15 protein-coding genes are annotated in these 14,160 nt (G+C 58.3%); 5 read left to right on the top strand and 10 right to left on the bottom strand.

Annotated elements, in window-relative coordinates:
* Window positions 1–69 precede the first annotated feature (69 nt).
* Window positions 70–801: a hypothetical protein gene (locus NSND_RS07615; protein ID WP_080878407.1), complete on the bottom strand. Its 732-nt coding sequence runs from the start codon at window positions 799–801 to the stop codon at window positions 70–72.
* 298 nt (window positions 802–1,099) lie between these two features.
* Between NSND_RS07615 and malQ the strand changes: the two genes are divergently transcribed.
* Genes malQ through NSND_RS07600 form a run of 3 tightly spaced genes read left to right on the top strand, consistent with a single transcriptional unit; the run spans window position 1,100 to window position 5,970 of the window.
* Window positions 1,100–3,364: a 4-alpha-glucanotransferase gene (gene malQ / locus NSND_RS07610; protein WP_080878406.1), complete on the top strand. Its 2,265-nt coding sequence runs from the start codon at window positions 1,100–1,102 to the stop codon at window positions 3,362–3,364.
* Between the two features lie 30 nt (window positions 3,365–3,394).
* On the top strand, window positions 3,395–4,546 hold the full coding sequence (locus NSND_RS07605; RefSeq protein ID WP_080878405.1) for a sensor histidine kinase: 1,152 nt from the start codon (window positions 3,395–3,397) through the stop codon (window positions 4,544–4,546).
* A gap of 29 nt (window positions 4,547–4,575) precedes the next feature.
* Window positions 4,576–5,970, top strand: a complete 1,395-nt coding sequence (locus tag NSND_RS07600) for a sigma-54-dependent transcriptional regulator (RefSeq protein WP_080878404.1) — start codon at window positions 4,576–4,578, stop codon at window positions 5,968–5,970.
* Between the two features lie 7 nt (window positions 5,971–5,977).
* Here the strand turns inward: NSND_RS07600 and NSND_RS07595 are convergent, their stop codons facing one another.
* The 7 genes from NSND_RS07595 to NSND_RS21820 all read right to left on the bottom strand — a co-directional run bounded on the left by NSND_RS07595 (window position 5,978) and on the right by NSND_RS21820 (window position 11,292).
* Window positions 5,978–6,424, bottom strand: a complete 447-nt coding sequence (locus tag NSND_RS07595; RefSeq protein WP_080878403.1) for a hypothetical protein — start codon at window positions 6,422–6,424, stop codon at window positions 5,978–5,980.
* Window positions 6,421–6,675 carry an Lrp/AsnC ligand binding domain-containing protein gene (locus tag NSND_RS07590; protein ID WP_013247840.1) on the bottom strand — a complete coding sequence of 85 codons (255 nt, stop codon included), beginning with the start codon at window positions 6,673–6,675 and terminating at the stop codon, window positions 6,421–6,423. Before NSND_RS07590 ends, NSND_RS07595 begins: the two co-directional genes overlap by 4 nt.
* Before the next feature lie 126 nt (window positions 6,676–6,801).
* Window positions 6,802–8,514, bottom strand: coding sequence for a PD-(D/E)XK nuclease domain-containing protein (locus NSND_RS20920; protein WP_143833461.1), 1,713 nt, complete (start codon window positions 8,512–8,514; stop codon window positions 6,802–6,804).
* A gap of 107 nt (window positions 8,515–8,621) precedes the next feature.
* Entirely contained in the window at window positions 8,622–9,116 is a 495-nt protein-coding gene (locus tag NSND_RS07575) for a response regulator (protein ID WP_080878400.1), read from the bottom strand.
* A gap of 37 nt (window positions 9,117–9,153) precedes the next feature.
* Window positions 9,154–9,957 carry a hypothetical protein gene (locus NSND_RS07570; RefSeq protein WP_080878399.1) on the bottom strand — a complete coding sequence of 268 codons (804 nt, stop codon included), beginning with the start codon at window positions 9,955–9,957 and terminating at the stop codon, window positions 9,154–9,156.
* A gap of 203 nt (window positions 9,958–10,160) precedes the next feature.
* A complete protein-coding gene (locus NSND_RS07565; protein ID WP_080878398.1) occupies window positions 10,161–10,850 on the bottom strand; it encodes a hypothetical protein in 690 nt (229 codons plus the stop codon).
* Window positions 10,851–11,160: 310 nt separating this feature from the next.
* The gene (locus NSND_RS21820) at window positions 11,161–11,292 is read right to left on the bottom strand and encodes a hypothetical protein (RefSeq protein WP_255373854.1); all 132 of its coding nucleotides are present in this window, start codon (window positions 11,290–11,292) and stop codon (window positions 11,161–11,163) included.
* An 803-nt stretch (window positions 11,293–12,095) separates the two neighbouring features.
* Between NSND_RS21820 and NSND_RS07560 the strand changes: the two genes are divergently transcribed.
* A complete protein-coding gene (locus tag NSND_RS07560; protein ID WP_159450683.1) occupies window positions 12,096–12,332 on the top strand; it encodes an antitoxin family protein in 237 nt (78 codons plus the stop codon).
* Window positions 12,332–12,748 (top strand): type II toxin-antitoxin system VapC family toxin, encoded by a 417-nt coding sequence (locus NSND_RS07555; RefSeq protein ID WP_080878396.1) that lies wholly within the window; start codon window positions 12,332–12,334, stop codon window positions 12,746–12,748. Before NSND_RS07560 ends, NSND_RS07555 begins: the two co-directional genes overlap by 1 nt.
* A 191-nt stretch (window positions 12,749–12,939) precedes the next feature.
* Here the strand turns inward: NSND_RS07555 and NSND_RS07550 are convergent, their stop codons facing one another.
* A complete protein-coding gene (locus NSND_RS07550; protein WP_143833460.1) occupies window positions 12,940–13,542 on the bottom strand; it encodes a hypothetical protein in 603 nt (200 codons plus the stop codon).
* Window positions 13,543–13,564: 22 nt separating this feature from the next.
* The gene (locus tag NSND_RS07545; protein ID WP_080878394.1) at window positions 13,565–13,936 is read right to left on the bottom strand and encodes a hypothetical protein; all 372 of its coding nucleotides are present in this window, start codon (window positions 13,934–13,936) and stop codon (window positions 13,565–13,567) included.
* Between the last annotated feature and the right edge of the window lie 224 nt (window positions 13,937–14,160).

The following is a 14,160-nucleotide window of genomic DNA, read 5'->3' as shown; positions in this document are numbered from 1 at the left end:
TGTGTTGGGAGTATCGGGACGGGGACAGGAGCGGAAGACATCCGGTCCTGTCCCCGGAGCCTTGGTGGATTACTTCACCACCCAGACACGGTAGGTTTTCGCATTGATCGGTTTCGCGATTCGCAGAGTGCCCACCTCGCCTGGATTCATGACATCGTCACCGGTCGCGGTCTTCCTGGCCGGATGACGACTGCTCCGTACCAGGACGCCTTGATCGTCATAGAAGTCCACCATCACATCCGCTGATTCGCGCAAGCTGCCTTGGTAGGCGGTTCCCAGCCAATCGAGACGCTTGAGCGCCTGGTACACGATGACGAGTGTGCCATCAGCCTCTTCGCGCGCGCTGACGATCTTCAGCGCCCGATTCTGATCCAAGCCGGGTTCGGTTCCGCCCGTTGTCTGTGCGATCAGCACCCGTTCCACCGCATCTGCGTGGAAGACGGCCTTCACCTTACAGTACACCGTGCGTCCCGTTTCGCTCTGCTGAATGATCTGTTGATCGGTCACATGCTTCGAGGCGAGGGTATGCACCAGATTGCGGAATAATTTCGAGTCGACAATCGAGGCGGTCTGCTCTCGCACCGCCGCTGAGGTGCTGATTGCCTGATAGAGCGCTTCGGTGCAGGCATGTTGCCTCGCTTCTGATGCGGTTTCAGGCTCGCGATAGGCGTACCGATAATCCCCGGTGACATCGACCCGCGAGTGTTCGGGCAAGGCCTGGGCCGTTGCGGCAAACACGAGACATTGAGCGGCGATTGCGAGCAAGGTACCGCTTCCTGAACGCGACAGCTGCGGGGTCATACGAGCCACCTCCCTTTCCGTGCCCGGTTCCACCTGATGAGCAAAGACAGTCGTCGCCTCTCGACGCTAAGGTTATGCTACCACGCGTGAGGGGGCGCAGCAATGCGACGCCGCGCGGCACTCGTGCCCGGAACGGAACCGCTATCAATCGGTCATGAGCCTCGTCGCGTGAAGGGTAATGCGGCGGATCGATGCTCAGTCGCGAACTCGACCGGCATGAGTCATGTCGCAACTCTGCGGAAAAGCATAGGATGCCTTGACTTGATGGAGGTCTTCACTCACACTCGTGCACGACACTATGTATGATGGCACCGAGCAAGACCTGCTTCGTCTCCTCGCCTCACGGGCCGGTATTTCACCCGAATATCACGACATCGCCGGTACGCTCCACGTGACCAGTGACGAAACGCGTCGAGCCATTCTGTCCGCCATGGGTTTTCAAGTCGGGTCGGGCGCGGTACTGTCACAGGAACTGACCGCCTTGGACGAGGCGCCCTGGCAACAACCCTGCGATACGATTCTCATTCTCCAGCAAGGGTATGGCCCCACGCAGTGGACATTCCGCCCCGCGCTGGAGGAAGGGGAGGAGCAACACGTCGCGGTAGCCTGGAGTCTCACGGATGAAAAAGGGACCATCGTTCATCGCGAAGAAACCAGCCCCGGCCTGAATCCATGCGAGGTCCGTTCGCTGGCCGGGCGGCGCATGGTGCGCGTTGAACTGCCGTTGGTTCAGAACCTGGGACTCGGCTATTACGATTTGTCGGTCGGCACCATGGGCAGCAGCAAGGTGGTGACCAGGGGTACGCTCCGCGTGGTCGTGGCCCCGCCGCATTGTTTTGTGCCGGAGGGGCTGGCCCGGGGTGGAAGAGTGTGGGGCTTGGCGACGCAGCTCTATTCGCTACGGTCGCAGACCAATTGGGGCGTGGGCGATTTTACGGATTTGTCTCGGTTGGTCGAATGGGCAGGCAAGGAGCTGGGCGCCGGCATCATCGGGCTGAATCCATTGCATGCGCTGAAAAATTCGCGTCCCCACCATCTCAGCCCTTATTCCCCGACCAGCCGGCTATTTTTGAACGAGCTCTATATCGACCTCGATCGGCTCCCGGAGTATCACGCGTCGCCGGATGCGCAACGGCTGCGGAACAGTGCAGAGTTTCAAAAGGAGCTGGACCAGGCACGCGCCGCCGATCTGGTGGATTCCGAATCCGTAATCAAGGCGAAGCGCATGATGCTGGATCTCGCCTACCGTCAGTTTCTGAAGGATAACTATACGGGGATCGAACCGTCGCTGGAGCCGACCACCGCGCGTGGTTGGTTGTTGCATCGATTTATCCGGGACGAAGGGGAGTCGCTGGAGCGGTTTGCGTTATTTCAGGTGCTGGAAGAGGAACGGTGTCTGATCGAACAGTCGCCCAAGCTTTGGCCCGAGTGGCCGGCACAGTACCGGGCTCCCGGTTCGCCGGCGCTGCGTGAATTTTCCAGACGGCATCGTAAACGGGTCCGGTTTTTTCAATATATGCAGTGGGTGGCGGCGGATCAGTTGCGAGCGGCTAACACCCGGGCAGCTCAGGTGCACATGACGGTCGGCTTGTATCCCGATCTTGCACTGGGGAGCGATCGCAACGGGGCGGAGGCGTGGATGCTGCAGGACGTGCTTGCGCTCGGTGCGGACTGCGGCGCGCCCCCGGACGCGTTTGCGCCGCAAGGGCAAAATTGGGGATTCGCTCCGTTTCATCCGCTGCGCCTCAAGTCCACGGGCTATCGCTCGTTCATCGAGTTGCTCAGGAAAACGCTCCGGCAAGGCGGGGCGATCCGCATCGACCATGTCATGACGCTGTTCCGGCTGTTCTGGGTGCCGCGCGGGATGAGCGCAGAGGCGGGAGCCTATGTGCAGTATCCGGCCGAAGACCTGCTGCGGATTCTCGCGCTGGAAAGCCTGCGAGCGCAGACCCTGGTGATCGGAGAGGATCTGGGGACGGTGCCGGACTATGTGCGGGAACAACTGGCGCGGTATAAGATTCTCTCCTACCGAGTCTTTTATTTCGAACGGAACTGGGATGGGTCCTGCAAGTCTCCGTCGGCCTATCCCGAGCAATCGCTCGCGGTCGTCACGACACACGACCTTCCGACGCTGACCGGTTATTGGACGGGAGAAGATATCCGATTGCGGGCCAGGCTCGGCATGTATGCGAACGAACAGGCCGTACAGCAAGCATTCGAGGAGCGCACGCGCGACCGGGGGCACATCCTTCGCGTCTTAAACGGGGCGGGGTTGTTGCCCTCCGGGGTGAGCGATCAGCCTGATTCCGTTCCGGTGATGACGTCCGCTCTGTGCCGTGCGATTCATGTCTATCTTGCGACGTCGCCGGCCTGGGTCGTCATGGCCAACCTTGACGATGTGATCGGTGAAGTGACACAAATGAATCTCCCGGGCACCGTGGACGCCTATCCGAACTGGTCGCGCAAACTGTCGCTGTCTCTGGAGGAGCTCCAACGGGATGAACGCGTACAAGCACTCGCCGCAGCCGTGTGTACTCTCCGCCCTCCGGCCGCAACTGCCTAAACTGTCCTTCCTGCGCGGCAGGACATCGTGATGAAGAGCCGGAATCACGTGGTCCTGGTCATCGCCGCAATCCTCTTCCTCATCGTCATGGTGATGGAATGGATGTTCCCGCTGAATGTCGTCGGCGCATTCGGTTTCGTGCTCCCGATCTTACTGGTGGCCACCGTCAGAAACCGGCGGCTCATGATCGTGACGCTGGCGCTGTGCATCCTGGTGACATTTGTGGGACTCTTCCAGCCGGGCAAGAAGCGGGAACGGTTCACCGCCGTCGTGTTTAATCGCATTATGGTGGCCTGTGTGTTGACCGGGGTGGCCTATATCGGCGTGACATGGGAGGAGCGGAAAGCCCGCGAAGAAGCCGCCAAGGCCGCGCTGGCGACGCAAACCGAGCACCTGTTGCTGGCGAATACGCAGCTGGTCGAGATTAAAGACAAGTTGGCGCGATCCGAACGGCTGGCTGCCGTGGGCCAGTTGGTGGCGTCGGTGGCGCATGAGGTCGGCACACCGTTACATTCGATTGCCTGGCATGTGGAAGCGTTGGCGGAGGAGCCCGGTGTCACCCCTGCGATGCAGAAACGAATTGGTATTATCGATGAGCAGTTGAATCGCGTGGTGCGGATTATTCAAGATCTCTTATCGTCCACCCGGCAACGCAAGCCTGAGCCGACATGGTATCCGGCGGAACGCCTGATCGAGCCGGTCGTAGCGCTGATGGAACCGGGATACCATGCCAAGGGTGTGACGCTTCACACAGAAGTGGCGCCGGCTCTGGTGGTGTGGGCCGATGCCGAAAAGATCCACCAAGTGTTGGTCAATCTCCTGAGCAATGCACTCGCGGCCACCGGGGCGGGGGGCCAGGTCACGGTCGCCGTGACCATTCGTCAGGCTTCCTCGGAGGAGATGGAGAGCGCGTCTTGCACAGGCCGGTCCAATCTCAGTACGGTGGTCACACTGGTGGTGAGTGATTCAGGCTGTGGAATGCCTCGGGAGGATGTCGAGCGAGCCTTCCAACCATTCTTCACGACGAAGGCGGTGGGTAAGGGCACCGGGTTAGGCTTATTTCTGAGCCGGGAGGCTGTGTCTGCTCACGGCGGCCGGTTGACACTCGAGAGTGAGATCGACAAGGGCACGACGGTGACTGTGGTGCTGCCTGGTTTGCCGTCCGACTCGGCTGCGGTTTAGCGGTTTAGCGGTATAGGAGAGGGAGAGTCATGAGTCAGGCGAAGTTATTCGTAGTGGATGACGACGAGGCCGCCCGAACCTTGTTGGCGGAAGCGCTGGTGAAGGAGGGCTACGAGGTTGAGGCCTTCTCCAGCGGCCAGGCTGCGGTGGAGCGCGGCAAACAATCGCGGGCCGATGTCGTCCTGACCGATATCCGGATGGAACAAGGCGACGGATTTCTCGTGTTGAAGGAGTTCAAGAAGTTCAGCCCGGACACCTCGATCGTATTGCTGACCGCGTTCGGATCTCTGGAGGGCGCGATCGAAGCGATCAAGCAAGGGGCCTACGACTACTTGGCAAAGCCGTTTAAGAGGGACGAGATCCGTCTCGTCGTCCAGCGCAGTCTGGAGCATTGCCGCCTGGTGCGGGAAAACGCCCGTTTTCGTGAAGATGCGCGCGCACGCGAACCCTGGTCGCAGTTGGTCGGCAGCAGCCCGGCGATGCTGGAGGTGTACAAGCTGGTGGCCCGTGTTTCCGAGGGGCGGAGCACGGTGCTCATCGAAGGAGAAAGTGGAACCGGGAAAGAACTGATTGCGCGGGCTGTCCATTTGAACAGTCCGCGTCGCGACAAACCGTTCATTCCAGTCAATTGCGGCGCCTTGCCCGATCATCTCCTGGAGTCGGAAATGTTCGGCTATGAGAAGGGGGCGTTTACGGGAGCCGTCGGAGCCAAAGCCGGGCTGTTCGAGGCCGCCGATAGCGGCACGCTGTTTCTCGATGAGATCGGCGATCTCGGCCAGGCGCTTCAGGTCAAGCTCCTGCGGGTGATGCAGGAGCAGGAGGTGCGGCGTGTGGGCAGTACGGCATCGGTGAAAGTCGACGTGCGTATCATTGCCGCGACCAATCGGGACTTGGCCACGCTCGTGAAGGAAGGCAAGTTTCGCGACGACTTATACTATCGTCTCAATGTGGTGCGGATTGTCCTGCCGTCGCTGGCCGAGCGGCGCGAGGATATCACGATGCTCGCGCATCACTTTCTGCAAAAATACGCCAAGCAGTCGTTACATGTGAGGGGATTTTTGCCGGAAACGATGGCGCTCTTGAAGCGCTATCACTGGCCGGGGAATGTGCGCGAACTGGAGAATGCGGTGGAACGGGCGGTCTCGCTCAGTCATGGTCCGCTGCTGTTGCCCGAAGATCTTCCCGAATCGATCAGGGCTGAGCCGGATTCGGGTGAGCTGCTCAAGGGGCAACCCGCCGAGGGGGATCAAGACGCGCTGTTGACCTTAGATGAGGTTGAGAAGCGGCATCTGGCGCGTGTACTCAAAGAAACGCGGGGTAACAAGGTCAAGGCGGCGAAGATTCTGGGGATTGATCGGCGGACGTTATATCGAATGGCGGAGCGATTTGGATTGGATTTCGGCGATGAGGCCGAGGAGAAGTAGGATGACCCTACAATAGTCGAAGCGCGTTCTTGAGCAGGCGAATTTCGTTCGCGGCACTTTGCGGCAGCGGTGTTTCTGCATCCTCCCACGAATCGAATATCCCGTCTTTTCCGCGATGGAACACTTGCAGTCGTAATCGTGTGGTGCTGTCGTCCTGCGGGACGACCCGCGCCTCGACCCGAGTCTTTCCTACGCCGAATCTCCAGCGCAATAGTCCGTTCCAAGGGCTTCTGATCTCCTGCCGCATTCCGGTCGTGATGTTGCCGGTGTCATCTTGGTCGACCGTATAGCCCCCTTGGGTCAGGACATCGGACAGTGCCGTTTTCACCTGCTCGGCAGGAACCGGAAGTATTACCTCCATCACATCGGGCTCCGGGGCGGGTGGGCCACCCGCACATCCGGCGAGCGCCGAGACGAGCACGAACGCCGCAATGCCAGAGACACGAGTTCTCACTTTGGCTTGCCCTCCTGAAGGCGATAGACCATGTGCGTATCTGTCTGATCGACACCGGGGATGGCGTGAATTTTCGCGAGCACGAGTTGGGTCAGTGCGTCCTGGTGGGGAATTTCAACGATGGTGAAGATGTCGGGCTTTCCCCAACAGGGGTCGATTTGTTTGATTTCCTTAATATCCCCAAGGGCTTTGACGACATCAGCGGTTTGGCCGGGATGCACGTTGATCAATACGTAGGCTCGGTCCGGCATGGAGTAAATCTCCCGTGAGGTGGTGGGGCGTCAACGCCTGCCAACGAATCGAAACCTAGCGGATTGCTCCGGATGAAGTCAACAGAACGCCCTCGGCTCGGGCAGGATAGCCGGCGTCGCGCGGCGTTACTTGGGAGCCACGATGACTTCTACTCTGTACGTGTCGCCGACTGTCGAAAGATCTGCCTCCAACCCTCGGGGGTTGCCCACTCGCCCGTCAGGATCGTAGATGAAGCACAACAACGTGGCTCCGTTCGGACGCCCGGAGTAATGGGCTTTGTCTGTGGCGATCTGCTCGGCGATGTCTCTGCTCGTCAATCCTGAGCGAGTCTGTTTGACCACCACCACCGTTTTTTCCCAGTCGAGGAGATAGCTCGTCCGGCGAGCACCGTCGGCATAAGGCGGGGTCCATTCTTCCGTGCCCACCTCATCGAATTGTAACCGGAGAAGTGCGTAAAACAGGTCCTGCAGATCGTACTCGTCCGTGATCTCCAGTGTAGGCCGGTATTCTTTTCGCAGCCGCAGTTGTCGAGCGACCAGGTGGAAGCGCGCACACATTCGGCGGAGTGTATCGAGCGTTGCGCCCTCCGATTGATGATTGTTCCTATTCGTATCCAGCGGCGTTGTGAGTACCGTTGGTGTCTCTGGCGGTTTGACGGGAGATATGACCGGCGGTTCCGGTTTGGACTCGAGAACTGATGCGAGCGCGGGCATGGCTGGTGGGAGCGATATCTCGGTTCGAACTTGGGGAACGGGCGGTCGAGGATCGCGCGCTTGTTTTTCGGCGGCTATCTCGGTTGTGGCTTGGCTTGCCGGAATCACCGCGACGGGGGCTGGAGCCGGTTTTTGTGCCGGGATGTCCGTTGGCTTGGAGGCCTGCTGCGGTGTCGGAGGGGGCTCGATAGGAGCAGTCGGCACAGGTGCCGGGACGGAGTTCATTCGTGGAATGGGGGGAATGGTTCCCGATGGAATCGTGGACCGCGCCGGCGCCATTGGCGGTAGTGGTGTCGGGGCGGCCTCGCCGCGCACTGTCTGCTCCGAGGGCGTTGCGCTATTCGTTGATGGCGCAGCGACAACAGGTTCTGCGGGCAGTGATGGTGAAGCGGGCAGGGATGCCGGCGCAGTTTTCTCAGCCGGGATCCCGGAGGCTTCAGATGTGGCGGAGTGCAGCGGGGGTGATGGTGGTTGCGGGGGCAGGCGTTGTATCGATGTATCGCGAATCGGTTGTGATGCGGTCCCCTGGGTGACCGGCGGGGAGGCGGAAGTAGACGAGACGGGTGTTGTCATAACGATCGGAGCGATGGGCTGAGCGGGTTGGCTGATGCTTGTCGTCGCTACTGAGACGGTTGCCGGAGCGTTGATCATACTGACGGTCGCGAGGGGGGCGGTGCTCGGAGCCTGGGGTGGCACGACTGGAATAGCGGGTTGAGTCGCAGGAACTGCCGTCAGTGTGGGGCGTTCAGGGGCTGTCGGTGGAGGTGGCGCGGTTTCTGCCGGTGTGAGGCCCAAAAGCTCTGCCTTCTGATTCTCCAGCTGGACGATCAATTCTTTGAGCAGAGTGGTGCTCTGTGCCGACTCCGTGCGATTGCCGATTCGGAGCTTGTGATTCTTGTGGGCCTGGTATTCCGGCGACTTTTCACCGAATAGTCGCCGGATCGATTCCCGGAGGGAAAGTTCGGTTCTGGCGCGGACTGCGTCACGATACGGGAATCCATCTCTGCTCAGGTCATCGATCTGTGAGCTCAGTTCACGCAACGTGGTGATGCCACGGTTGAGTTCTTCGACGGCGTTCTGTTTCGATCGGCTGCGTTGCGGTTCGCTAGCTCTCGCTCGTGCCATGTGTCCTGTCCCTCTATTGAGAAAAGTCTATCCAAGCAGGTGATATCTGGCAAGAAATCCCTGTTTCCATCCGTGAGTCCGGAGGCGGGAACGGGCGGGGCAGGCGGTTAGTCAACCCACTCGACATCGCCGTTGCCGGGCCGTGTCGCATTTTTCTGATCGGGAGCGGCGGGAGGACCGGCTAAGACCTCTCGGACCAGCGACAACAGCGTTTCGCTTGTAAAGGGTTTCTTGAGAAAGGGTAATCCCGCTCGCACGAGGCCGCGATTCTGCAACTCAGAACTCGGGCTGCTGGACACGAGCAGGACGCGGATCTCGCGCTTGTCTTGCAGGAGCCGCTCAACCATGTCGAGACCGTTCACGCGGGGATAGGGGTTCCTGTCGACGGAAAGTTGAAAGCCCGGTGGAGGCAGAAAGACATCGGCGATCACGAGGTGGATCGGGCTGGGGTGTTCTGCATAGAGTTTGAGCGCTTCGGCACTGCCCGGTGCCTGAAGCACCGTGTAGCCGGCATCCCGCAAGGGTTTGGTACTGACAAGAAGGGCGCTGGGGTCGTCGTCGACTATTAAGATCGTCGAGGGCTGTTTTTGACCGGGGGCCATGCTGGACTCCTCTGTTCGGTGTCTGTATCCCGAGGCCTCAGAATGGAGGGTGTTGCTCCTTCAATCGTTCGTATTCGCGTTGTTCGCAACTGCCATGCTTGGGGCGCAGGGATTCAGGGACATCCGCGAAACGGATGGTGCAATAGCGTTGGGCCTGGCGTCTCCGGTCGAGGTCTTGTTGTTCTTCGAGTTGCTGAAGTCGAACGGTGAGGTCGATGGCTGGAAGATCTTTGCCCGTCGGATTGTCCTGGCGTGATAGAATCGGTTCATCTTCACTGGATCTAGGGTGGGGTCCGTTCAACCGCCAGCGTGTCAACACATCGTCCTGATTGAACACAATGATCAAGCCGAACTGGGAGTAGTCCCAGATCAGTTCTCCCTGCTCCGGGCGCGCCCAGATGGAGCGAGGCAGACCGTATCGATTCCAGATCTCGTCACGCAGCATGCCCACCCGTGGAGTGAGATTCCGGATCGCCGTGATCTGCGCCTGTATCGGAGAAATGTCTTTCTGCTTCCCGGGGCTGCTGTGTCTCGAGAGTGATTCCAGCGCGGTGCGCGGCACGCGCAGCAATCGCCACACCGTGATAAGCCCCGGCGCGCAGTCAGCCGGATGCAGGTCTTCGAAAATCATTTGCGTATCGATAGGAAAGCCGCCGACTTCCTGAGTACGAGTGAAATTTTTGACCTCTTGGACGGCGGCGACGTATGCGCGTTGGCGCCCGTCTTCTATGTTAGGAGCGCATGAAGCTCGCCCTGTGAAGAACACGTCATCCCCGAAATGAAAGAGCGCTTGCTCGGTCCAAAACGGACGATTCTCCGCAGCATGTGTCGTGGAGGTCACCGCAAGACTCAATAATGTGAGGAGAAGGTAGTGAGCCATATGCGCGGCCGGAGCAAGGACGTTGCGGAACGGCACCCTTGCAGTATATCGCGTGAGGCAAAAAATACGACAAAAGAGCGATTATGCACGTCCAGGGATTGTCGGACAGAGATTGTGAGTCGGGTCCGGGGGCTGGACTGTAGAGCCAGGCAGCGGGGCAATAGCTAGTAATTCATGGAGGGAGTCAAATTCTCCCTGCCCGACGAGGCGGGGGCGGCGTGGGCCTTCGGCGGGCTCATTTCGGTGCTCATGAGGCCGGACCCAGGCGGGCAAATGCTCTCCGGCGCGACAGCGCCAGGATTGCGCAGACCCCAGGCCGTTGCGAGGGCATGACAGGTGAGGAGGCTGACCCCTTCCTCGATATTGCTGAAGCGTTCGGTCGATTGAGCCTTGCCGCTCCATTCGATTTCGCCGGTATTTACATCCACGGCCCTGAGGGCAACGGTGGCTGAATAGACGCGCTGGCTGTGAGGAAAGCCGCTACTCCAATCCAGTGCTTCCCAGGAACCCACCTCGGCATTGCTGAAGACCACCAGCCGAGCGCCGACGAGTTTGGCCATTCGCAGCACATCCGTTTCCAGATACTGGTAGCCGGTGAGGCTTACCTTCTGGTCGGCCGCCGCCTGCAACACCTTCGTCTGGTCCACGACGAGAACGCCTTTTTTGAGCAACCATGTACTCGCACTCTGAACCGTGTCCGGACGTCCGCCCCAGACGACCGCCCTGGTGTATGGGGAGGGGAGTTTGGAGTGGAAGCCATCCGTCGTCGGGGTTTCGATGAACGCGTATCCATGGCAACCCGCTGTTGCCAAGAAGAGGAGCGATAGGCAGATGAACAGATTCGCCGGTTTCATGGGTCTCTTCGGAAGAGCATGTGCTGCGAGCACGTCGGGAGCCCAGGATTGTAATCAAGAGACCGTTCGGACGACGGTATTATACATGAACAATTCTACCTACGTCTGCTCTATTCGTCGAGCGGACTCCGCTCTCGAAGCAGGGCGAGGTCCTCTACCCTCACCTACTTACGCGAATTGCGAAAGATCGTTCGGCGCACCGGTCGAGGGGCTAGAGCGGCTGGAACGAGTGCCGAGGCAGGCGGCAGGGATGCGGAACGTGCCTGGAAAAGCGGCGGTTCTGCTCATGGCTGACAGAACCGCCGCAGTCTCACAGGATCTCGACCTGCGGAAAGGCGTTTTGCTCGCCTGTCTTCTGGGGCCGGTCAGCCATGATCATGAGTTGGATGGCAATCAGCGGGAGAAGTGCATAACCGATCAGGATCAACGGGAACTCAATCATGGTGGAAACTCCTTTGTTATGTGGAGCATCCAGTGCAATCTCGATACCGTGCTCTGCTCTGGCCCTAACACGTTGATTCCTATAGCGCTCAGAAGCGCCTTCCTAATAAGCTAAGCTGATGCAACGCAAGAATCGATGTAGAGAACTGTGCAATGAGAACATTTTGCGCTGAGCCGGAAGGCCTAAGGGTAGCCGTCCAAAAGGTAGACGCCGGTCGGGCAAGCGCTCCCAATTCGGATAGAAAACAACGAGCAGGGTTCATAACGAAATGGGGGGCGAAAGCGGGCCCTGCCGGAAGTCCCTGCGCGCCAGGCGTGAGGTACAGGTAGGACAGGAGGGTGATAGCTCCATGACTTGGAGCAATCGCGAAAGAATGGGCGACCGCGTGGGCGAGCGGGTGACCGAGCAGTGCAAGTTGAAGTGGGATGGAATGGTGCCCCCGACACGAATTGAACGTGCGACCCGCGGTTTAGGAAACAGGCCAGGACAGAATTTGAAACGCTCGGTGTATCAATGGTTTCCCCATTTTTTGTCGCCAAAATAGATACTTGTGCGCGTTCCACTGGTTCGATAGATTCGAAGGGTATTGGTCGATTTTGGAAATTTTTAGCACAAATTTAGCACAGTGTTTTGGGGCGACCCCCTTCACTGAGACGGTTAGTTAGAGACAGCGATAGCCCGAACTCTCTTGACAGAATGATGTGCAATCTTGCGGCAAGTGGTGAGATTTGGGCGCGGTTTGAGTAGAATGGGGTCTACCAATGCAGTGCCGCATACAGGTGAATGCATGGGAGGGTTTTCCGATGCGACAAACGATCAAAGCTCGTTATCATGACGGAGTGTTACAGCCGTTGGAACCTCTCGCGCTGAACGATGACGCGGAAGTACAAGTGACGGTCGATACCGACCTTGCGCTCGGTACGGACGAAATTCTGCGGCGTGCCGCACAGGTTTATCAAGGGCTGAGTGCTGACGAGATCACGCAGGTTGAGTCCATCGCATTAGATCGACAGCACTTCTTCCGTGAACCGGCTGCCTAATGCCGCAACCCGCCGTTCTGCTCGATACCGATATTCTCTCAGAACTCCTCAAGCAACATCCTCTCGTCGTGCAGCGGGTGCGGAATTGTCTGGCGGAGCACCAGCGGCTTGCCTTCTCGATCATCACGCGTTATGAACTCCTGCGGGGACTGAAGGCGAAACAGGCGCGGACTCAAGAGGCGGCCTTCACGTTGCTATGCCAGGCGAGTCTCATTCTCCCGATCACCGACCAAGTCGTGGAACGTGCGGCGACATTATACGGTGACCTCCATCGACAGGGAGCCTTGCTGCCCGATGCGGACCTCCTCATTGCTGCCACCGCCTTGGAAACGCAGCGACCCTTGATCACGAACAATCTCGCTCACTTCCAGCGCATCGCTGGCCTCAGCGTCGAAAACTGGAAACGGTCAGCCTAACCGCATCCCCACATCGAGACTGTCTCTTCACAACGATCACACAAGCCACCATGCAGCGTTGATTTCCCGGCATCTCCTGAGTATCCGGTTCCTAGTGGAGGCACCAACACCTCCTCCGGAAGGAGTCGGTCTGCTCACGCATAGGCGGAGCGATGATGGAGAGTGCTCCTGGGAAGGCCTCCATTGTCTGATCAGAAGTATCCCTTGGATCGAGCCTCGGCTAAAGTTGCGCGGTTCAGATCATAATACACGTCCCGCACGACCACCTTCGGTTCATCTCGGAACGGCATGGCAGCCACCAGAAAGAGTTGAATCCAAAATGATATGGATTCTGATTTCTTGATTGTCCCAATTTCCTCACCGGCGTTGTTTCGGAAGACCGTCTGACTTGTCAGTGTCGCATGGGCGTAACCTGGAATGATTCCCATGGTAAACCCGCTTATAAAGCCGGAGATCCCTGCTAGACCCTTATTTCCATCTTCCGTAATTTGAATCTCGGCAAACAGATCCGCGCGTTCCTTCGCCACCGAGACATGAGAGAAAAGCGCCGAATCCGCATATGCCTTCTGCGCCTGCCCTTCAATGAGATGCATGGCTGCTTCGTTTTGCTTCGATTGGCCGCTGGATTCAAACTGACTTTTCACCGCAAGGGCTATCGATTTCATTTGTAGAGGCTTGTCAGGTGGCCATTGCGTGGGTGGTTGAAGTTGGTCACCTCGTACCATCATGCAGCCTGTGGCCAGGCACGACAACGACAACACAGTTACCTGAAGACCTATTTTTATCAATCTCATCGGCCACTCCCGCGCTTCAAGGTCATTTATATTTAACCGCAATGCCGCTGACTGACGTACAGGTGAAGGTGTAGACGTTATAGATCGGAATGAAGCCATAGAGGCTGTTCGTCACCGTGACATTGATTAATGCATCTCCGCCTCGAGCGGACAGCGCATCCTCCACTGCTTTAGAGAAGCTGCCATCTCCGAAAGGGATCACGGCGAGCACAAAATGCCGGCAGGATGAACCTTCTACTGGACCGAGTTCTTCGAACTTCACGCCTGAGCGGAGACGCTCGGCGTTATCGGCAGAAGGTTTTGTCACAATTCCGAGATTTCCGGTGGAACTACACCCGGTCAGGATTACACAGCTCATTAGAGCCAGAGTGGACCAACGAGACAGCTTATTCATTCTGTTTCTCCTTTGTAATTACCGATGAGCTGAGAGTTAATTGGCTCATTCGTCTTATTATTCGAACGACTGAATGTGCGTTATCTCACGAAATATCGAATGCTGCGTGTGAATCTACAGGGCGGGTTGTGAGCCAGCTACTGAGCTTCAGGGGGGAAGGCTCGTATCATATGGGGTAGGGTGAATTCCTACCGATGTTATGACGTCCAGCAATCTTAGGTGTA

This window comes from Nitrospira sp. ND1, from assembly GCF_900170025.1.
In the GTDB taxonomy this organism is placed as follows: Bacteria; Nitrospirota; Nitrospiria; order Nitrospirales; family Nitrospiraceae; genus Nitrospira_A.
Note: the sequence above shows the minus strand (reverse complement) of the source record. Positions and strands in the feature narration are given on the sequence as shown.